The organism is Mycolicibacterium arenosum (genome assembly GCF_024320865.1).
In the GTDB taxonomy this organism is placed as follows: domain Bacteria; phylum Actinomycetota; class Actinomycetes; order Mycobacteriales; family Mycobacteriaceae; genus Mycobacterium; species Mycobacterium arenosum.
The window spans coordinates 619,242-639,670 of the sequence record NZ_JANDBD010000001.1 but is presented as its reverse complement, the minus strand read 5'-3'; the positions used below and the strand labels follow the sequence as shown (position 1 = coordinate 639,670).

The 20,429-nt window shown below is 63.2% G+C and carries 21 protein-coding genes and 1 pseudogene; 12 read left to right on the top strand and 10 right to left on the bottom strand.

Annotated elements, in window-relative coordinates; all coding sequences use genetic code 11:
• Nucleotides 1-419 precede the first annotated feature (419 nt).
• The 7 genes from NM203_RS03185 to NM203_RS03155 all read left to right on the top strand — a co-directional run bounded on the left by NM203_RS03185 (nt 420) and on the right by NM203_RS03155 (nt 6,652).
• The gene (locus NM203_RS03185; protein ID WP_255058151.1) at nt 420-926 is read left to right on the top strand and encodes an FAS1-like dehydratase domain-containing protein; all 507 of its coding nucleotides are present in this window, start codon (nt 420-422) and stop codon (nt 924-926) included.
• Nucleotides 923-1,360 (top strand): hotdog family protein, encoded by a 438-nt coding sequence (locus NM203_RS03180; protein ID WP_255058150.1) that lies wholly within the window; start codon nt 923-925, stop codon nt 1,358-1,360. Before NM203_RS03185 ends, NM203_RS03180 begins: the two co-directional genes overlap by 4 nt.
• Before the next feature lie 312 nt (nt 1,361-1,672).
• On the top strand, nt 1,673-2,839 hold the full coding sequence (locus NM203_RS03175) for a thiolase family protein (RefSeq protein WP_255058149.1): 1,167 nt from the start codon (nt 1,673-1,675) through the stop codon (nt 2,837-2,839).
• A complete protein-coding gene (locus NM203_RS03170; RefSeq protein WP_255058148.1) occupies nt 2,836-3,261 on the top strand; it encodes a Zn-ribbon domain-containing OB-fold protein in 426 nt (141 codons plus the stop codon). Before NM203_RS03175 ends, NM203_RS03170 begins: the two co-directional genes overlap by 4 nt.
• Before the next feature lie 32 nt (nt 3,262-3,293).
• Nucleotides 3,294-4,895, top strand: a complete 1,602-nt coding sequence (locus NM203_RS03165; RefSeq protein ID WP_255058146.1) for an AMP-binding protein — start codon at nt 3,294-3,296, stop codon at nt 4,893-4,895.
• A gap of 370 nt (nt 4,896-5,265) precedes the next feature.
• Nucleotides 5,266-5,703, top strand: a complete 438-nt coding sequence (locus NM203_RS03160) for a PaaI family thioesterase (RefSeq protein WP_303624023.1) — start codon at nt 5,266-5,268, stop codon at nt 5,701-5,703.
• Nucleotides 5,704-5,761: 58 nt separating this feature from the next.
• On the top strand, nt 5,762-6,652 hold the full coding sequence (locus NM203_RS03155) for an alpha/beta fold hydrolase (RefSeq protein ID WP_255058145.1): 891 nt from the start codon (nt 5,762-5,764) through the stop codon (nt 6,650-6,652).
• Nucleotides 6,653-7,108: 456 nt separating this feature from the next.
• On the opposite strand, the gene NM203_RS03150 is transcribed toward NM203_RS03155, so the two are convergent.
• The gene (locus tag NM203_RS03150) at nt 7,109-7,738 is read right to left on the bottom strand and encodes a TetR/AcrR family transcriptional regulator (protein ID WP_255058143.1); all 630 of its coding nucleotides are present in this window, start codon (nt 7,736-7,738) and stop codon (nt 7,109-7,111) included.
• Nucleotides 7,739-8,164: 426 nt separating this feature from the next.
• On the opposite strand from NM203_RS03150, the gene NM203_RS03145 reads away from it, so the two are divergent.
• The 3 genes and pseudogenes from NM203_RS03145 to NM203_RS33580 form a co-directional block, all read left to right on the top strand.
• On the top strand, nt 8,165-8,758 hold the full coding sequence (locus tag NM203_RS03145; RefSeq protein WP_255058141.1) for a TetR/AcrR family transcriptional regulator: 594 nt from the start codon (nt 8,165-8,167) through the stop codon (nt 8,756-8,758).
• A complete protein-coding gene (locus tag NM203_RS03140; protein ID WP_255058140.1) occupies nt 8,758-9,786 on the top strand; it encodes an LLM class flavin-dependent oxidoreductase in 1,029 nt (342 codons plus the stop codon). The genes NM203_RS03145 and NM203_RS03140 overlap by 1 nt, the downstream gene beginning before the upstream one ends.
• Before the next feature lie 44 nt (nt 9,787-9,830).
• A pseudogene (locus NM203_RS33580) lies at nt 9,831-10,024 on the top strand (transposase); the annotation flags it as partial.
• Nucleotides 10,025-10,452: 428 nt separating this feature from the next.
• On the opposite strand, the gene NM203_RS03130 reads toward NM203_RS33580, so the two are convergent.
• Nucleotides 10,453-10,917 carry a YqeB family protein gene (locus tag NM203_RS03130; RefSeq protein ID WP_456299309.1) on the bottom strand — a complete coding sequence of 155 codons (465 nt, stop codon included), beginning with the start codon at nt 10,915-10,917 and terminating at the stop codon, nt 10,453-10,455.
• Nucleotides 10,918-10,996: 79 nt separating this feature from the next.
• Complete coding sequence (locus tag NM203_RS03125; RefSeq protein ID WP_255058138.1) at nt 10,997-11,995, bottom strand: AF_0692 family protein; 999 nt, start codon at nt 11,993-11,995, stop codon at nt 10,997-10,999.
• 49 nt (nt 11,996-12,044) lie between these two features.
• On the opposite strand from NM203_RS03125, the gene NM203_RS03120 reads away from it, so the two are divergent.
• Nucleotides 12,045-12,632 carry a TetR/AcrR family transcriptional regulator gene (locus NM203_RS03120; protein ID WP_255058137.1) on the top strand — a complete coding sequence of 196 codons (588 nt, stop codon included), beginning with the start codon at nt 12,045-12,047 and terminating at the stop codon, nt 12,630-12,632.
• Nucleotides 12,633-13,037: 405 nt separating this feature from the next.
• On the opposite strand, the gene NM203_RS03115 is transcribed toward NM203_RS03120, so the two are convergent.
• Nucleotides 13,038-13,481, bottom strand: coding sequence for a hypothetical protein (locus tag NM203_RS03115; protein WP_255058136.1), 444 nt, complete (start codon nt 13,479-13,481; stop codon nt 13,038-13,040).
• 209 nt (nt 13,482-13,690) lie between these two features.
• On the bottom strand, nt 13,691-14,728 hold the full coding sequence (locus NM203_RS03110; protein ID WP_255058135.1) for an ABC transporter ATP-binding protein: 1,038 nt from the start codon (nt 14,726-14,728) through the stop codon (nt 13,691-13,693).
• A 792-nt stretch (nt 14,729-15,520) separates the two neighbouring features.
• On the opposite strand from NM203_RS03110, the gene NM203_RS03105 reads away from it, so the two are divergent.
• Nucleotides 15,521-16,150 (top strand): TetR/AcrR family transcriptional regulator, encoded by a 630-nt coding sequence (locus NM203_RS03105; protein WP_255058308.1) that lies wholly within the window; start codon nt 15,521-15,523, stop codon nt 16,148-16,150.
• Nucleotides 16,151-16,210: 60 nt separating this feature from the next.
• Here NM203_RS03105 and NM203_RS03100 read toward each other — a convergent pair whose 3' ends face one another.
• From NM203_RS03100 to NM203_RS03080, 5 genes are all read right to left on the bottom strand, one after another.
• Entirely contained in the window at nt 16,211-17,059 is an 849-nt protein-coding gene (locus NM203_RS03100; protein ID WP_255058134.1) for an alpha/beta hydrolase-fold protein, read from the bottom strand.
• A gap of 133 nt (nt 17,060-17,192) precedes the next feature.
• The gene (locus tag NM203_RS03095; protein WP_255058131.1) at nt 17,193-17,678 is read right to left on the bottom strand and encodes a CAP domain-containing protein; all 486 of its coding nucleotides are present in this window, start codon (nt 17,676-17,678) and stop codon (nt 17,193-17,195) included.
• A gap of 7 nt (nt 17,679-17,685) precedes the next feature.
• Nucleotides 17,686-18,351, bottom strand: coding sequence for an Rv1363c family protein (locus NM203_RS03090; RefSeq protein WP_255058130.1), 666 nt, complete (start codon nt 18,349-18,351; stop codon nt 17,686-17,688).
• Nucleotides 18,348-18,824: an Rv1363c family protein gene (locus tag NM203_RS03085; RefSeq protein WP_308212799.1), complete on the bottom strand. Its 477-nt coding sequence runs from the start codon at nt 18,822-18,824 to the stop codon at nt 18,348-18,350. The genes NM203_RS03090 and NM203_RS03085 overlap by 4 nt, the downstream gene beginning before the upstream one ends.
• A gap of 150 nt (nt 18,825-18,974) precedes the next feature.
• A complete protein-coding gene (locus tag NM203_RS03080) occupies nt 18,975-20,429 on the bottom strand; it encodes an MCE family protein (protein WP_255058306.1) in 1,455 nt (484 codons plus the stop codon).

The window sequence follows — 20,429 nt, the reverse complement described above, 5'->3', positions numbered from 1 at the left end:
TTCGCGCGATGCCCCGGCGTCCAATCGGTCCGCCAGTGCCGCCACGACCGTTGAACCACACCCACGCCACCGTGGCGAGTGCTCCGCGGTTCCCGAGCCAACGCCGCACCGCATTCCGGTCTGTCAAGACGCCGACGTTTGCCGAAATCGGCGCGCGAGCCCGCCTTCCATTCGCACATCGTGGGGTACGATCGGCGTGGTCTTGAACATCCAAATGGCCTACCCGCCTGGAGGTTTCACAATTGCGGCGGTGAATTCCAGGAAGACCGCCGAGGGTCCGCCGGGTCGGGCTCGAACAGTCCTTCCGATCCGGTGAGATGCCGGGCATCGGGAGCATGGGGTTCGGCTCACAGCCGGACCACGCACCGAAGGAAAGGGTGATCTTGAGTACTGCCGCCACTGATCTCACGGGTCTCGGAATGGCTTTCGGAACCCTCGAAGAGGGCCGAGCCTGGGTCGGTCGAACCTCGGAGCCCAGACAAGCCTGGTTTCCGATCGACCGGTCTTTGGTGCTCTATTACTGCTCGCTCGTGGAAGATGCGAATCCGCGATACTGGGAGGGCGATGAGTGCCCACCGGGTTTGCTGATGACCCTAGGGTTCAATCCTCAGTGGACCCCCGAGCACCTACACCGCGACGACTCGCTGTTCGCATTCAACGTGCCCCTGCCCGGGCACCACATCATCAACGCCTCTACCACCACCGAGCTGGAACGTCGGCCTCGAATCGGCGACCACGTGTCCATCGTCGAGGAGATCGTCTCGATCTCGCCGGAGAAGACGACCCGACTCGGCACTGGTGTCTTCATCACCTCGCTGACCACCTTCGGCGACCAGCACGGCGAGGTGATCGCGCGCAACACCAACGTGCTGTTCCGGTACGACATCACCGGCGGCGACGGGGATCGGATCGAGGAGAAGCCATGAGCAACGACACGACAACCGGACTACGTTTCGACGACGTCGAAGTCGGCGATGAGATCACCCCTGTCTCGATCCCCATTACCTACAAACGGATCTGCATGAACGCGGCGTCCACGTGGGACTGGTTTCCCGGCCACCACAACCCCGAGTACGCGAAAAGCCAGGGCCAGCAGACGATCTACTTGTCGACACTGTTCTTCCACGGCTTCATCGATCGCGGCCTGTGCGACTGGGCCGGTCCCGACGCGCTGCTGCGACGACGCAAGATCTCGATGATCAAGTCGATCTACCCCGGTCAGATCGCCACCCTCACCGGGCGCGTGATCGGCAAGCGCGAGGTGGACGGCGCCAGCCTGGTCGACCTCGAGCTAATGGTCTCCAGCGAGGAAGGGCCGTGCGTGCCCAGCGAGGCGACTCTACAACTCCCGCAGGGATAGATAGGTGTGCTCATTGCCTCGCACGAGCGAAGCGGTGTCGTTTCATTCCCTGCGCTTTCAGCAGCACCGCCGTCAAAACATTGCCTCTCGCGCGGATTAGGTGCCGGCGTGGGCACAGTGCCGATGCGCCGCAAAACGCGAGCGTCAATATGCTGCCGCGGTTGGTCTCCGTTGTGAGGCGCTGCGTGGCGGCTAGTGAGAGGTCTGGTCTCGTTCGTGTAGCAGTACGTGGGAGGCACGCGACACCCTGTCGTCGGCGTCGAGCACTCACTTGCTAGCCGCGAATGTTAGTGACTGCTAACGTCTCCTTGCATGCCAGCACCACTCGCCACGCTTGCCGGATTCGCGGAGGTCACCCCCGGCCGTCTCGACCGCCCCTTCTTGGACCTGCACCTCGAGTCCGCCGTCGCCGCGCTACGCGATGCAGGGATGCAGGCCTCCGACATTGACGGCTTAATCTGCGTGGGCTCGATGATGGGCGAGTCGATCGAGCACACCTTCCTGTCCGAGGAGATCCAGGACTCGCTCGGGTTCCATCAGCTGGGGTTGCAACTCGGTGTCCAATTGGGCGGCGGAAGTCACCTCGCCATGCTCGGCGTCGCTACTCGGGCGATCCAGTCCGGTCAATGCTCGGCGGTCCTGTGTGTCTCGGCCGGGGTGTTTCCGCCGATCCGCGACGTCGGCAAACGATTGATGACGATGACTTGCCATCCGGACTACGAGCTGCCCTACGCGCCGTCGATCCCCACCCTCTACGGGCTGATCGCGCAAGCATGGCTCGACGGGGTCGGTCAAGGTCGCGAGGTGCTTGCGGAGGCCGTAGTGGCCCAGCAGGAATGGGCGCTGGCGCATCCCACCGCAATCGGCGCTGACGCTGGAAGCTTCACCGTGGAGCAGGTGCTGGACGCACGGCACATCGCCGGGCCGTTCGGTTACCTCGACTGCTCCATTCCCTGCGAGGGTGGCGGAGCCATGGTCGTCGTCTCGCCGGAACTGGCGGCGAGCCTGCCGCATCGACCAGTCAACGTGGTGGGAATCGGGGAAGGGCATACCCACGGGTTCCTCACCTCGATGCCGGATCTGTCGCGAACCGGCGCGGTCCGCTCCGGCGCAGCCGCCTTCGCGCAGGCAGGGATCGCACCCGCCGATATCCAGCTCGCGCAGCTCTACGATGCCTTCAGCTCCAACCCGCTGATGCTGCTCGAGGAACTCGGCCTCGCCGAGCGGGGCAAGGCCGTCGACCTCTACCGTGACGGCGCCACCCGCCCCGGCGGTCGACTACCGGTGAACACCAACGGCGGGCTACTACGCTTCGGTCACTCCGGAACTGCTTCGGGCATCTGCGGGATACTCGAGGCATACCAACAGATGACCGGCCGTGCCGCTGGCATCCAGGTCGACCGCACCGACCTCGCGGTCGTCCACGCCTACGGGTCCATGCTTTGCAGTCACGTCACCGTCATCCTGGAGGGATCATGACCACCACCTACTTAGACGGACTAGCCGACCCCGAGGTACTCCCCCGCATCGACGACGTCAATCGCGGCCACTACGAAGCCGCCGCCCACGGTCGGCTCGCCGTGCGCCAGTGCACCGCGTGCGGACAGTTGTTCCACTATCCGCGCCCGTTCTGTCCCGGCTGTCACTCGGCCGAGCTGAAGTGGACCGACCTGTCCGGCAACGCAACGGTCCTCGTCGCCGCGGTCGTCAGCCGCCCTCCGTGGAACGAGCTCCCTCGGTCGGTGCCCTACCCGGTCGTCATGGTCCGCCTCGCCGAGGGCCCTCAGATGCTGTCAACCGTCGAGGGTTGCGACCCCGCCACCGTCGTAGCGGGAATGGCCGTGCGCGCGGCGTTCGAGCGCATCGGCGACTTTGGGATGGTTCGGTTCGTCCCCGCTTGAGCGCCCGAAGGACATTCTGCGAGAGGAGCACGGTGACCACGGATCACGACCTCGCCGCCAACATCGTCAATCGGGTCAACGTCGGGGATATGCTGACTCGAGCCGCCTGGCGCCGACCCCACCACGAAGCCGTGATCGACGGTGCGCGCCGTGTGACCTACCGCGGGTTGAACGACGAGGTTAACCGACTCTCCCACGCGCTGCTCGCGGCCGGTTACGAGCGCGGTGACGTACTGGCGCTGGCCAGTGGCAACAGCATCGAGTTCTTAACCACGTACTTCGCCTGCGCCAAGACGGGCGTCATCTGCGTCCCGGTCAATCTGTCGTGGGGTCCGCCAGAGGCGAGCTATGTCCTCGAACACTCACGGGCCCGCGGCGTGGTCGTGGAGAGCCAGCTCGCAGAACTCGTCGCCGCAGCCCTAGGGCGGCTCGGAGGCGAAACGGTGACCGACGTTATCGTCGCACCAGGCACTGGCGCGTTGTGGCAACCGGCGGCGACGGGCCGGTGGCAGGACCTCACCGCCTTCGTCGGCGGCGCCGCCACCACCGAGCCCGAGTGCCTAGTGGGCGACCGCGACGCGATCAGCTACCTCTACACCAGCGGCACCACGTCGGCTCCAAAGGGAGTGGTCAGCAGTCACGTCGCCGTCTACATCGAGTCCCTCAACGCCCCGCTGATGCTTGGAATCAACGGCGATGAGCGCTCGGTGGCGATGATGCCGCTCTTTCACACCGCGCAGCTCAATGGCTTCACGACCGGACTGTTCTACATGGGCGGCACGCTCGTGCTGATGCGGGCATTCGATCCTGCCGCCCTGCTGGCCACGATCGAGACCGAGCGGATCACTCAGATCTTCGGACTGCCGATGATGTACCGGGCCATGATGGATCACCCGGATATCGGCAAGCGTGATCTGACGACCCTACGGCTGGCGCTCTACGCCATGGCACCGATGCCCGACACCGAACTGCGCCGGGCGATCGAGGTGTTCGGCTGCGACTTCGCGTTGGGCTTCGGCCAGACGGAGATGAACCCGCTCACGACGATATTTCCGCCCGAGTACCAGCTCAGCCACGCCGGATCCGTTGGTCTGCCCGTACCCAACGTTCAGGTCGGGATCATGAACGACGCCGGCCATCTCCTGCCGACCGGCCAGACCGGCGAGATCGTGTACCGCGGCCCGCACGCCATGGAGGGGTATCTGCGAAACCCGGACGCGACGGCCGAGGCTTTTGCGCATGGCTGGTTCCATTCTGGCGATGTGGGGCACGTGGATGCCGACGGGCTGCTCTGGTTCGCCGACCGCAAGAAGGACGTGATCAAGTCCGGCGGCGAGAACATCGCCTCCATCGAAGTCGAGAAGGCGCTCTACGAGGTCGAGCCACGGATCGAGGAGGTGGTGGTGATCGGACTCCCCCATGAGCGTTGGTCGGAGGCGGTCGTAGCCATCGTGACGCCCAAGTCCGGCGTGGTGCTCACCGAGAAGGACCTGATCGCCGCCGCGCGCACTCGGCTCGCGGGGTTCAAGGTGCCAAAGGCCGTACTGTTCACCGACGCGATGCCACGTACGGCCACCGGCAAGATCCAGAAGAATGTGCTGCGGGCGCAGCACAGCCACCACTTCGACAAATGACGCGCAGGCCGGTCAGTCGCGGACGGCAGTTCCGTACACTATTGCAAGTCGTTACCACTGTTGGGACGCCGCGAGCCCGCAACGTGCTCGGCGCCGCGCGCGTTGCTCGGTCGTTACGCACGATCCAAGCGCCGCGTCGTTCGAACGGCGAGAACTCGTCAGCCGTCGCCTATTGATGGCAAGGGCCAGCGACGGGGTCCTGCGGGGCACATCAGGTGGGAGCCACACCTTAATACGTGCCGCACTGGCAGGCTGTATGCCACTCCCACCACACCGCCGGGTAAGGTCATGAAAGTGAACGATGACTCACATGTGGCTGGGCTTGTTCCGACACGGAGGGTGCTAACGACTATGAGGGCGGGGATAGGCGATGGTTAATGTGAAGTTTGCGCACTTCGACGAGGAGATCGCCGAGCAGATGCTCAGATCGGCGAACACCGCTGGTGGCCTCTCGACATTCTTGGGCTTCCGGCACACCGAACTCACTGCCGGCCGACTGGTCGCAGAGATGGACACCCGCGAGGAACTGTTAACACCGTTTGGCAACTTACACGGTGGATGTCTTACCGCGATGGTCGATCACTGCCTCGGGGTCGTGTTCTACCCCGTCATCCAGGCGGGATCCTGGGTGGCGACCACCGAGTTCAAACTCAACTTGCTCAGACCCGTGTCCAGTGGCGTGTGCGTCGCCGTCGCCGACATCGTGTCACTGGGTAAGCGCAGCGGCGTGGCACGGATCGACATATCCAATGGCGACAAGGCCGTCTGCGCCGCCCAGGGCACCGTGACGATCGTCAGCACGCAGTGATCGTCTCCGTCGCCGACTGCAAGTTGCAGTTGAACACCGGCTTTGCCGACACCGTGTCATGATCTCGGTCGCTCAGCATCGCGTCCGGACCGCCGATGGAATCACGTTGGCCGCGGAGTACTACCGCCACGGTGGCGCGCATCCTGTGGTGATTCTCCTGCACGGCGGCGGCCAGAACCGCCACGCGTGGAGCGCGTCAGCGCGTCGCCTTCATTCCTGTGGGTACTCGGTCGTCACTTATGATGCGCGCGGCCACGGTGACAGTGACTGGGACCCGGCGGGCCGATACGACGTCGAGCGACTGGCGACTGACCTGATCGCCGTTCGCGATCATTTCAGCGCCGACGAGCCACCCGCTGTGGTGGGTGCTTCCCTGGGCGGCATGACGATTCTAGGTGCGCATCTGCTCGCACCCCCGCAGATGTGGGCTGCGGTCGTGCTGGTGGACGTCACCCCCCGGTTGGAGTTTCAGGGTGCGCGACGTGTCGTATCGTTCATGTCGGCCCACCCCGAGGGGTTCGGTAGCCTCCATGAGGCCGCGGAGGTCATCGCCGCATACAACCCGCATCGCGCGCGACCCGACAACGTCGACGGCCTCAATAAAGTGTTGCGGCAACGCAACGACGGCCGGTGGATGTGGCGTTGGGACCCAGCGTTCATTCACTCAAACTTCGACTTTCTCCGCGACGAATCGACCGCGGGAACCGAGCAGTTCGACGCGATCAGTCGCCTGCTGATCGACGGAGCCCGACGCGTCACGGTACCGATACTCCTGGTACGCGGACTCTTGTCCGACGTCGTGTCTCAGAGCACCGTGGACGAGTTCACGGAGCTAGTCCCCCACGCCGAAACCGTTGACGTGTCTGGCACGGGTCACATGATCGCCGGTGATGACAACCACGCTTTCACAGCCGCCGTCACCGACTTCCTCGGCCGCTGCACCCTGTAGGCATCGACGCCGGTCGGACGACGTCGAAAGCGGTGCCACTCCCAATCGGGCGCATGGCGACGACTTCCGGGCTCCAGCCATGTTCTCGGGCAAGGCCGTCCACCCCGCGACAAGAGCGTCGGACTTGAGACGCTCAGACGTCCACGTAGCGGCGATGCCGCTTAGGAACGGCGCCCGCGCTCGGGCCCTTCGACCAACTGCACACTAACTCCCGAACTGCTCGCGCGGGCGAAGCGCCTGCGTTTGGCTGCACCACACAGCGAGGCTGCCGAGAAACTCGGCGCAGTACTCGACTGCTAGTTGTACCGACCACCATCGTTGGTGGCGGCGTGGTGCGGTGGGAAGGACGACGACTTCCGGGTGCGATCGCACGGATACAGTTGACGGGGCCGTGAGCGAGCCCATCCGGCAGATCGGTTCGTCGTTCCGATGTCCCCATCGCCCAGCTCCGCCGCCCTAACCTCGCGTCTCCAGCGTGTTCTCCAGGCCGAGGTAACGAAACACCGACAACGATATCTGCTCGGCGATCGACACGCTGGTGTCGGCCGAGGAGGCCGGCAATACGAGGTGGCTGACGGTGAGTCGGATGAGAATGTCAACGGCAGAGGTGACCTCCGCCGGAGGATGGTGTGGAAGGTGCGCTTGGATCCATCCGATGAGTTGGGCGCTAGCAGACTCCAACATCGTCGTCGATGTTGCTATCAACGGCAGAACTCCGGTGTCCACGCGGGAATCGTCATCTGAGAGCGCAAGAGCGACGCGCAGTAGTGGGCTTTCTACGGCGACATCCAGTGTGTACAGCACGGCCGCACTGATGGCGCTTCGAACGTCCGCCGCATTGGCCTCGAGAACCTCGCGGATGCCATCCAGAAACACGTGCGTTTCGCGCATCACCAACGCGTCGCCAAGTTCGGCCTTGCTGGCGAACTCTCGATACAACGTCGGGCGCGACACGCCAAGGAGAGACGCGACCTCACTGAATCGCACCTTCTCCCAACCTTTTTGAATCGCCAGCTCCTGTGCAGCTCGCAATGCCTCAGAGCGGAGGTGCCGACGAAACGACACCCTGGCGGGCTCGACAACCATGCGCCCAGTGTAACGGCATGGACACAACGTCCACAGATGGACAGGTGTGACAGTCGCTCGAGATGAATCCGTCCACGGCGATGATCGAACTGTGCCAACGACACCGATCTCGGTGCAAACCGATCGGTCAGGTTTCGACGCCCATCGGTGACGCCACGTGATTTGGCAACCATCCCTGGATGTCTCGATTACCGCGTAGGCGAGTCGTCCGTAAGGTCGTCGAACCCGGATTGGACGACCTTTCGGCAGACGGACTGTGGCGCCATCAAACGAGGACGACACTCGGGTCTCCTACCTGACTGTGCGGGGACTCGACGGCACCGCATTCAATTGCGGATGCGTCCGTGCCGCCATCACGCACCCTTCCTTCGTCGTACTCCAACGCGTTAGACTGCCAGTCTAAATAGTCAGGTCAAGGAAAGATCAATGCGACGGGTTCCACCGCAGATTTCCGAACGACTCCGCGCTGCAGCCGATTTGTTCGCGGAGCGGGGACTCGACAAATCCAGAATCGACGAGGTTGCCGAGGTGACGGGCGTCCCCAAAGCGACGCTCTACTACTACTTCGATGGGAAGGCAGACATTCTCGCCTTCCTCCTCGAAGACCTTCTGCAGGAAACATCGCGCGCCGTTAGCGCCGTCGCCGCGACCTCTAAACCCGCGGCCGAACGCCTCGAGGACGTCATCCATGCCCAAATCGAGATCATGGCGCGCCGCCCCGCCGTGTGCCGCGCACTGATCGGTGAGCTGGGCAGGGCCGGTCGAATGCCGACCATCGCCGACATGATCAACGTGGCCTACCAGAAGCCCGTCGAAGCGCTGCTGGTGGCCGGGGCGACCGATGGATCCCTTGCACCCCAATCAGACCCGCGCGCCGCGTCGATCGCCCTCTTCGGCGCTGTGACGATCGGAGCACTCATGTACCTCGTTAACGACCATCGCCTCGACGGGGCCGCCGTGGGCTCCGCGTTGCACAGCGTTGTAATCGAAGGGCTTCGGCCCCGACGGGAGGATCAGTGATGACGACATACGGAGTGTCCGTTCTCGGCGCAGACCTAACCGCGCTTGCGGCAGCATCGGATGCGGCCGACCGGGCCGGGTTCGACGCGGTATGGGCGTCGGAGTTCTACACGCGTTCAGGGTCGATCTCCATGGCGGCGATGGCAGGTAGCACACGCCAATGCCGAATCGGATCGTCGATCCTTTACGGCGTCGGACGCAGCCCGTTGGTCCTTGCCACCGAAGCACGCGACCTGGATGAACTCTCGAACGGACGAGTAATCCTGGGCATCGGGAACGGAACCAAACGAATGATGAGCGACTGGCACGGCGTCCCCGACACTTCCGCGCCCGCAGTGCGTATGGAGGAACTTGTGACCTTACTGCGCCGCGTGTGGAATCTGCACAACGGTCCCGTACATCACGACGGGCGCTTCTACACAATGCATCTAGTTCCGACCGGCGAAGTCGAACCGCCTGTGCGCGATATCCCGATCATTACCGCCGGCGTACGCCCGCGCATGTGTGAAGTTGCCGGACGCGTCGCCGACGGCCTTGCTGGACATCCTTTATTCACCACCAAGTACGTCGAGGAGATCGTTCGGCCGGCGATTGCCAAAGGCGCTGCTCACTCCGAGCGGAATCCCGCCGACGTGGAGGTCATATCAATGGTCATGTGCTCGATCCACGACGATCCGCTCATTGCAAGACGCGAACTCGCCCAGCAGATCGCGTTCTACTCGTCGGTGCGAACATATGAGACCGTCCTCGACGTGAACGGCTTCAGCGCCGAAGGCCGAATCATTCGAGAGGCGTTCGCTGAACACAACTTTCAAGCGATGTTCGACGCCGTCACCGACGACATGATCGACGCGATGGGCGTAGCGGGCACAGCAGACCAAGTGCGTCGCGGACTGACCCGGTACGAAGGTGTCCTCGACCACATCATGCTGTACGCACCGTCAGTCGGTATCGCGCCGGAACGCGTACAGGAGAACATCGACAGCCTCATCCGCGAATGCGCCCCCGGCAAGCGGCCGCCAAGATGAGAATCGACCAACGATGTCAAGCCACCAGGGCCGACGAGACCCCACACCACCAGGCTGGACACGGAAGTGGCACTTCCCGCAACGGAACCCGATCGAAGACCGTCCTGACCGATGCGTGCGGAAGCATCGACGTCGACGTGCCCGCGATCGGGCCGCAACGTTCGAGCCTCACATCGTCAGAAGTATCAACGCCACCTTGACCGCCGCCACGTCGGCGGTCTCGCGAAGCCACACGAGGGAGGCGGGCCGCGTGGTACTGGCGAGTACGGCCGTCGACTCATGGCGCGTTACCTCTTGCCTCGAGCACGGTGGCGAAGACGCCACCGATCCACAGACAGACCTCGTAGGCCGCTCGCACCCACCAGCAGCCGCTCCAACGCCGCGGTGACTCTGACTGCTGATTCGGGGAGTCGGCGCGGGCGATTCAGCGCGAGTACCGGGTCTCGTAGACGACGGTGCAGAAGGTCCTGAGGCCGGCATGGCGGGCCGAGCCGAACCACTACCCCAGTCGGGGCAGCGGGATCGATTAACATCGCGACGTCATCGACCACTGGCTGCGCGCGGAGTTGACTGCCCCACACGAGCAGCGCCGCAACGCCAAGCGGATCTTCGATCGTTTGAAGCTCGAAACTGCGCAAACTTGGGTGCCACGAACGGCTTTGGAAGTCAGCGCGACTCCCACGGGTAACCGTGCGCTGTGAACGCGGGCCCTGCCTGTTTCTTCGCGCCCTCGACCTCTTCGTCGAATAACCGTCGGCCCTCAGTCGAGTCGATGATGAGCTTTGAGCCCTCAAGGTAAGCGCCGGCGACCTGTTCACGGCGAATGACGCGCTTTTGACCGCGGCGCTCGATTTCGATCGCACTATTGGAGATCGTCAGCCGCGGCTGTCTGACCGCCCATACCAGCACGATCGCTCCGCCTGTCAGCCCAAGCACGACTGGCCGCAGGATGGCCGCTGCCGCGAACTGCGCGCCCATGATCGCTTCGGCGATGCCGTGAAAAGGGATCCAGTCGACGTTGCGTAACCAACCCCACGCCAGCGGGAGTGCGATGCCGACCGCGACGCCGGCGACCACCCCGACTAGCACAGCCCAATTGCGTTCCCCCGCACTGAGTTCGAGTACCGACACCGCATCGTCAGCTGACGCAATGCCGTCGGCGGGGTTTGGATCGTTCACAGCTCGCACCTCCAGATGGGTCGGGCGGTCGTCATCGCTGTTCTGCCATCAGGGCACGATCCGACCGGGCCGCGGCGCGGCTCGCTAGTAACAGCACGACGACCGCGGCGGCACCGAAGACCGCGTTGCTCATGAGGTCGACGACAACGGAACCACCACCTGCCGGCACGACGGGAAACGCCAGCCACACGTAGGTGAGGGTGGCTCCAGCGGCCAGCGAGAAGCGATGGCGAGAACCCCAGTCGGGTGATCGCGACCAACGCAGAACCATCGGCACGATAACCGCGACGATCAGGCTCCACAGTGCAACGCCGATCCATTCGCCCCAACCGGCGGTGCTGAGACCCGACGCCATCCAGTAGGCACTGGTCGTCACCAGGGCTGCGGTGCCGAGGATCCACGGCGACGGCGCTCGGCCGCCGTCCCCCGTCGGAGTGCGTGAGCGTACTGAGAACGCGGCGACGACGAGGCCGACCACGGCGGTGCCGATGAGGACCTGCTGGTGTGCGGGGGCGAGGAACCGGTATTCCGCGTAATTACCCCAGAACACGAATGCAGCACCAAGAACGAAAACAATCGACACGGTGAGTAACCCGGTCACACCGAGCCACGGCGTGGTGCGGCGGCCGGGAACGAAGGTCTCAACCAACGCGATCGGGATGCAGATGCTCCACACCGCGTGCAGGGCGACGACGGTCTGGACGAGTTCCACGCTCGTACCGAGCATCGGCACATAGGTCGAAGTGTGGAAGCTGTCGACACCGGCGTAGGCGGGGTTCCACAGCAGTTGGTCCAACGTGCCTTCCTCAATGAGCGCATAGGCACACGCCAGCAACGCCATCATCGGCCAGCCTCCTCCGCGCCGACGGGCGATCTCCCGTACCAGCACGGCGCCGCCGCCATACAGCGGCGCGAGGAGTGTGCCGATCGGAAACTGGGCGAGCGTCAAGTTTCCCAGAAGGAACTCGCCGACGAAGGGGGCGAGCACGAAGAGGCCGACGACGGGTGCCAGCCGCTGCAATCGGGACACGGCGCCCAGCATACAGCAATACTTCGACTAGTCAGTTTATGATTGCCCTGTGGCGAGAACGGTGAACACTGAGCAACATCGCGCCCGGCGCGAAGCCGTGACGACAGCGGCCGCCGAGCTCTTTGCACGGTATGGGTTCGCGGAGACTTCGACAGCGCAGATCGCCCAAGCGGCCAGCATCAGCACTGGAAGCCTTTTCTATTATTTCCCGGACAAGTCGGCAATTTTTCGAGCGATCTTCGAAGACGACATCGCGGCGTCGCGGCGCCTGTTCCAAGCCCACGCCGAGACTGATAATCCGGCCGCATCAATACTCGATGTGGTCACCGTTCTTGCCGCACCTGCGCGTGACGAGTTGGCGCCGCGACTGCTGGTCGAGCTGCTCCGGCGAGTCGGTAACGATACGCAACTAATGGAGATCGTCGCCGCGAATGAGGCAGTCGTGCAGGAAGGGCTTGCGAAGTTAGTCGGACAAGCAGTACGGGTCGGGCAAGCCGATCACAACCTCGACATCGACGTGGCTGCCACCTGGATTCGGCGAATCGTCGATGCGGTGTACCTGCACGCGGGAGACGGTGACGGTGACCCCATCCCGATGTTACGGCTGATCGTCGCGCGATTTCTCGGTACAACGTGAAAACCAAACGTCGTTGCCTTCGAAGCGACATCGACCGCCGCAGCGGGCCGCGTAGCGCTTCCGTTGGTAGGTCACGCCGGTCGCCGTGCGTGCGGGAGCGGCGGCGACCGCTGTCATGTACGGGTCGGACCATGTCAGCGCCGAGGTGACCAGACGACCCGAATCCGTAAGCACATTCGCCTACTACTGCACGCCAGCGACTCCGAAATTCGTGAGCAAACGACTCCCAGATCGGCGATCAAACCACCGCGGTGAGCGGCAGGCCCTCGTCGGAGCCTCGTCCAAGACGGCGGGCAAGGGTCCGGCGGAGGCGTGCAGTTTCGAGTACGGTGTGCGTTAATGCGTTTCGGAATTGCCGAGCAACGGGTGTCGCGTCTTGCCACGACGCCACGGAGTTCGAACGGGCTAGCGGTCGGGCGACTCAATCGCTGCGCCAACCCCGCGCAGCACCCATTTGATCGCGTCGGACGTGCGCTTCGAGAGCTGAACGGAACCATTCGTTGTGACCGACTCGCCGCCGGTCATCTCTCGCGCCAGCTCCACTGCGTCGTTGATTGTGAGGTCAGCCAGAGACCAGCAGCACTCTCCAGCTACTTCAACCGGCACCCCGTCCCGCACGACGGCTGCAATCAGTGCTTGGACCGACGACCTCATCACGGCGGGCACCCGACCTTGGGCCATCAGGGTGAGGTGAGGTCGGGAAGCTAGCGACCGATGCAACTGCTGACACCAATCCCAGATCATGTCCTCCCAGGTACCGCAGGGATGGAACTCGAACTGGATGCGCCCCGTATGCATCTCGATGAGCTCAGCGACCAGGTTCGCACGGCTGCCGATCCGCTTGTACAACGTACGAGTAGAGATCTCGAGGTCAGCGGCGAGTCGCCGAACTGTTAGCGCTTCAAGACCGTCACGGTCTACGAACTCTATCGCGTACTGACAGATCGCTTCCCTCGTAATTGAAGGTTGAGGTCCCCGCGCCGGCGCCGGTGGATAGCGTCCCGCGAGCAATTCCGCCGCGAGTCGTTCGAACTCCTTTTGAAGCGGTCGCACCGCGGTCATACTTGAAGCCCCAACGCCGGTACTGTTGCGGCCTCTTCCCTCGCACGATGCCGCGCCTCACCGGCCAACTCGTGGTGGATGGCTTCCTGCGCGGCGGGCGGCAGGGTGTGCATGATCTCGCGAACACGGGCCCGGCGGCGATCGACGGCCTGACGATACGGCATACCCGGTGTGGCCTGAATCTGCGGCGGCACGCCCTCGATCTCCTCGAGACCACCATCGTGATGGCCGGCGTCGGCCAGCGCCTGCTCCTCGGCCATCGTCGACTCGTCCTTCTCCTCCGACATACCGATCGGGCCGAGACGACGACCGTTGAGGAACTGCTTGACCACCGGCTCATCTGAGGTCAGCAGCACCTCGCGGGGGCCGAACATCACCAGGTGCTTACGGAACAACATGCCCATGTTGTCGGGCACGGTGCGGACGATGTTGATGTTGTGCGTCACGATCAGGATCGTGGCGTCGATCTGCGCGTTGATGTCGATCAACAACTGCGACAGATAGGCCGTACGGACCGGGTCCAGGCCGGAGTCCGGCTCGTCGACCAGGATGATCTGCGGATCCAGCACCAGCGAACGGGCCAGCCCGGCGCGCTTGCGCATACCGCCGGAGATCTCACCGGGGAACTTCATCTCGTCGCCGCTCAGACCGACCAGGTCGAGCTTCTCCATCACGATCTGACGGATCTCGGATTCCTTCTTCTTCGTGTGCTCACGAAGCGGGAACGCCGTGTTGTCGTAGAGGTTCATCGACCCGAACAGGGCGCCGTCCTGGAACATCACGCCGAACAGCGTGCGGATCTCGTAGAGCTCCTTCGCGGAGCACTGGATGATATCGGTGCCGTCGACGAGGATCTTGCCGCGCTCAGGACGCAGCAGCCCGATCAGCGACTTGAGGAACACCGACTTACCGGTACCCGACGGGCCCAGCAGCACGCTGACCTCACCGGCAGGGATCTCGAAGGTGACGTCCTCCCAGATTCGCTGGGAACCGAAGGACTTCGTCAATCCCTCAACCTGTACACCGATACCCACGTCCCACCCCTCTCTCTGGCGTGTAGGGCGGAACAACCGCGGCGTCTTCGGGAATCATGGACAGGCCTCCACACAGCCATTGGCTTGCGTTGGTCCCAGGTCTGAAGGGCGTGCTGGTTCCACTGGCGGCGGGTTCTGTGTGAGATCGAGATCCTCATCAAGATCCGGTGCCATCGGGATCAACCGACAGATGAAAGTGACCGCCAAGTCGCAGGGGTCTTCGCGTTGAGCAGAGGCTCCACCGGCAGTAATCACCGACACGACGATCAGTGCCCCAAGACCGACGGCGATGCCGCGTAGTAAAGATCCACAGCGTCGCCCGATTACGGCTGCAGAAACGGGTCCAACATGAGGATGGTCAATCCTGTGTGGCACCTTCCGTAACCTCCGCCCCAGGCGTCTGCGGTACGCGCACTGTACCGATGACGTGGATAATTGAACGTGGATAATTGAACATAGACTAAACGAACGAAAAGCGGTCGCACAAGTCGAAAGATGTGAGAAATCGGCCTAATGTTGCTCGTCGCAGTCCCGCAAGCACTGCAAAATTGAATTGTGCGTCAAAATGACGGCCCCGGTCGAATTTGCGATTGTTTCTTCCGGGCACAACTCCGAGCTCTGAACTCGTCACTGCGGCCGGTTGCATGAACGAGGCGCGAACTGGGCGACCAGCGACGCGCGTTGCGGGTGAGGCGTCTTCGCCGATGACGAGGAAGTCGCTGTTGACGATGCGCATCGCGCGCGGTGACTTCGACATAGGGTTACTTTGTGGGCAAGCGAAAACCTCTTACGGTGCGTCAAGCTGTTACCGGCGCTGCGAACGCCGAACCCGCTCAGAAATCCGCACTGACTCGCGCGAGAATCCTCGACGCCGCTGCGTACTTGCTGAGCAAGAAGGGCTACGCCGGTCTTCGCTTGACGGATGTTGCGGCAGAGGCCGAGGTTCAAGCGCCGGCGATTTATTACTACTACAGTTCGCGCGACGACCTGATCGAAGAGGTGATGTGGGCGGGTATCGCGGACGTCCGCGAGAACGTCGACCGCGCCCTGGCTGATCTGGCAGACGGTACGGCGGCGTTGGATCGCTTAATGGTCGCGGTCGAGGCGCACCTCCGTCATGCTTTGGAGATCTCTCATTACTCGCGTGCCTCGATTCGCAATGCCGGACAGGTTCCACCAGGCATCCGAAAGCGCCAGATGCGGGAGGAGGAGCGCTATGGGGAGACCTGGCGCCGGCTGATCAATGATCTTGCTCGCGAAGGGGGTCTGCGCCCCGAGTTGGATCTGTATATCGCGCAGATGCTGATCCTCGGTGCGATGAACTGGTCTGTCGAATGGTGGGACGAGCGCCGCGGGTCTCTCGAAGCGGTCGTTGCCAACGCACAGTCAATCATTCGCCACGGACTCTCGGACGCGAACTAGCGGACGACGTAATTCACGCGTCGAAGGCGTTGCATCACCGCTCCCATCCAGCCGACGTGATCACCTAATCGACTGTGCGAGGTCATTCGACATCGCCGCCAGTTCGGGGGCCCAGCTAGGCCAGCCGTGGTCTCCAGTGACGGGAAAGTCGAAGTGGCCGTTCATGCCGCCGACCGCTCGGTATTGCGCGTAGAAAGTCCTGTTGGTCCCCTGTGCGATTTCCGGATAGCCGATCATGCCCGCTGGATCCGAAGACACAAGCGTCTGCGGACTGAACACCCACAGCCGCGTGTTGTTGCTCGCCAGCAGTTGTGCGTGGGAATTCGGCGAGTGATTCTTCCATCGGCCCAATTGCGGAAGCCCCCACATGTTTCTGATGTCGACGCCGCCGTACTGCTGGAGGCCGGCGGTGATTGCGCCATCAACCCCTGTTCTTTCGGGGGCCAGGTATCCCGACATCGAACCTGCGTACCGGAATCGATCGGGCCGAAATGTTGCCGCCTCCATTGCGCCTGATCCACCCTGAGCGGCTCCCACGATCGCGTGTCCACCGCGGGCGAGTCCTCTGTTGGCGGCGAGCCACTCGGGCAACTCGTCACACAGAAATGTCTGCCACTGCCTACTTCCGTCTTGTTCCCAGTTCGTGTACATGCTGTAGGCCCCCCCGGCCGGTGCAGCGACAGAGATGCCCTTTCCAGCAAGGGTCGTGAACGCGTTGCCTGCCGTCACCCAGTTGCTGATGTCGGGTGCGGCATTGAAGGCGTCGAGCAAGTAGACAGCGTGGGGGCCCCCTTCGAGAAACGCCACCGGGATGTCGCGGCCCATCGCCGCAGAGGGCACCTGGAGGTACTCGATCGCCGGCGGTTCGGCTCTGGCCTGATATGCCGACCACAGACAGCTGGTCATCATGATCGCGAGGGCGATTCGGAGGGCTCTAATCGATAAGGCTACTTCAGCGCGTCGCGTCCCGTTCGAATGCCTCCGCCGGTGACCAGTCGGAATACACCTAGCTCTCACGTTTCAAGCTCCGTTCTCGGCTGGTTTAGGCTGGTTCCCCGTAGACGGCTACGACAACGGTTCGGTCGAGACTGTTCTCTGACCAGACCCCGATGTTGGTAAAGGCGCAATTGGACATGATGGCCATGTAGTCGGATCGGTAGTACCACTGGTTCAGAATCTCGATGCCACTGATCGCGAGCGCGGGGTTGATGGCTACGGTCTCAGCGACGTTTCCCTGATAGCCGGCATTCGCAGCCCGTATCGCGACAGTGGAGCCGTCTGATCCGAGGTCGCCGTCGAGCGATCGGTTGTTGAGCACGTCATTCGTGTGCCATTGCGCCGCCAGCTGAAGTTGCGGGTTAACGGTCAGGTCAGTGGTGCAGCCAGCCTGACGCTGGATGGTGTAGACGTTGGCGGCCACACTGTTGTTAAGACGTCGGTTGTCGGCGTGCGCGGCCGGAGCAGGCACGACCCAGCCGAGCAACGCCGACGTCACAACGACCAACGCAACCGATCTTTTCGAGGTCATCGCGACATCACTTCGGATCGAAACCTGAGATGAGCCAGCGGTCCCCTGACTTTTCCATCGTGACCTCGACTGCCGATGCCGTCTGCGACGGTGCGCCTCCGCCGACGACAACCGTCTGGTTGACGAACACAAGGACTACAGCATGGTCGGCACTGGCCGAAGTGGTTGAGGCTGCCGGTACCTTGGCGGTGGCCGAGATACCTTTCTGGATAGCGCCCGGAATGACGACATCGTTGGTCAGGGCCGTGTAATCATCCCTGAAGCTTCCTGTGAGCAGGTCTCGAGCAGCGGTCAGCTTTGCCTCCGCCGTGTCGGGGGTGTACGAGAGCAGCGCAATCGTGCCATCCGTCGCTGCCTGAACCGAGGAGATGGCGCTTGCCCGCGAAGCGCGAGCAGAGCTGTCGACATACGAGAGGTAACCGGCGGCGGCGGCCAGCACGATGATGAGTGCGGGAAGAACACCGAACGTCATGACACCGCGTAATGATCTCCGGCGTCCTGTACCGCTGCTGGGCGATGCCGACTCGGCGGTGGCGGGCACGCTCCCGGATTCCTCGGTCGCGTGCCGCGCCCCGTCGTCCGTTTCGTTATCTGGAGATGATTCGCCCTGTTCAGGCAGGCTTTCTCCGTCTTCTTGCGCGAGAGTCATCGAGGAGGCGTTCGACTCGGTCACGGAACGAACTCCACGTTAGACACCTTCACGTCGTCTCCCACTTTCTGAACGCCGATCCGCATCCGCCATGCTCTGGGACCCTGCTGAGGAACGGCCGCGCTCGTTGTTTGCACACTGACAGCCACCATCACCTGAGCTTCGGTCTCTGAGGAGGACTCCAGGCCGGCTGCGGTGACGGTGCCGGTGGTCGTGGATTTCGTCTGCTTGATCACGTCCACGAACGGTTGGGAGCGCTGAGCGAAGTCGTCGTGGAACGTCCCCGTCGCAGCGGACAGGATGCGCTCGACGTCCGCGTCCGCGCGGTTCCAGTCGATCGTGGTCAGGTCGACAGCGCCCTGTCGCGCGACTTGGACGAACAACGCGCGACTCGCCGACGTTCGGTGATCCTGGTACCCCAGGTAACCGAGCCAGCCCACCAGGCCGGCCATGGCCAGCAGAAGGACCAAGCCGACCAGGGCTGCGGTGCGGAACATCCGCCGGACTCCGCTTGAATCGCCTATCTCGCCGTCACCGACTTCTTCGTCAACCCCACCGTCGTCCATGTTCTCGGATTCGTCCTCGACGTCGTCATCCGACGAGTCGCAGTCTGAACGTTCTTCCTCGGTTCGAGTAACCACGGTTGATCACGGGCCCTTCGGGGGTAGTAGCAGGTCCTGCCACGTCTGTTGCTCACCGGCGTCGCGAGCGAGATTGGCTTGGGTGTAGGTCTTGCCGTCCGGTCCGATGTAGGTGCCAGTGGCCGGGTCGTAGTCAGCGACGGCGAGGGGCGGTGGCGCCGCCTGCGTGGGCGGGGCCGAACCTGGTGCGCCCGTGGGTGGCTGCGGGATTGGCTGTCCTGAATACGTCGCATTCGCATCGCCCTTCCAGGCGTACCCGTCGTTCAGCGGGACGTAGTTCTCGTCGCTCTCACACATCGCCGCCGTCGGCGCCCGCTTGCCCGGTCTGCTCTCGCAGGGGATGTTGCGCGCCCCGCGGACGTTGAACGGCGAGTCCTGCGGCACTCGGCAGTACAGGTTGTACGGCCGATCGGGGAAATCGACATCGGTGGGTGCCCGCTGCTGCTGCGGCGGCAGGAAGCCCGTCGTGCACGCCGGCGGCAGGTTCAAGTTCAGATTGAAGCTGAGGTATCCACCGCTGTACGCCTGCTTGGTGTCGCGGTTCGCTAAGCCGGCACCCTGCAGGATGGAGATGCCTTGGGGAATGAGTGCGAGGATCTGCTCGAGGTTGTCGTTGTACACGAGCCCGACTTGATCGAGACTCACCAGGTTGGCGAGCAGAACGGGAAGCGAGGGCTGCAATCGGTCGAACAGCGCACGAGTTTCGTCGGCGGCGGCCGGTCCAGCGGACAGTACAGTCGAAACAGCGGCGTCCTGCCCTTTCAGTTCATCGGTAACGGTGGCGAGATGCGCAGCCCAGGCTTGAATGGAGTCCGAGGTGCTGGTCTGCGAGTTCAGGAGCGGTTGAGACTCATCAGCGAGGGTAGTCAGAGCGTCCAGATTGCGTTGCGCGTCGATCGAGAGAGCCGTCGTGCCCTTGACGAGACGGGACAACTCTGGACCGAGTCCACCCACCGCGGTATACGCCTCATCGATCGCGGTTTTGAGACTGTCATGGGGAATCGCCTGGATTCCTCGATTGGTCGCTTCTAGAAGCGAGTTGATGTCGGGTGGAACAGAGGCGCGATCAATGGGGATAACGTCGCCGTTCTTCAGGGCCGGTCCGTTAGCACTGCGGGGTAGCAACGCGACGAACTGCTCACCGACAGCGGACTGGCTGTGCACCTCTGCGTCCAGGTCCGCCGGGATGTCGACGCCGGACCTCATCGACAGCACCGCGTTAACACCGGTGTCGGTTAGGTCAAGTCGCTCCACCCGGCCGACTTCGGTCCCCCGATAGGTCACGTTGCCGTTGGCGTAAAGCCCAGCGGCGTTGGGGAGCTTGAGCGTCACTCGGTAGTGGCCGACTCCGAACAGGTAGTTCGGCAGTCCCATGTAGTGGAACACCATGATGGACGCGGCGACCAAAGTGCCGACCACGAAGATCGTTATCTGGATGACTACACGCCTCGATAGATGCAT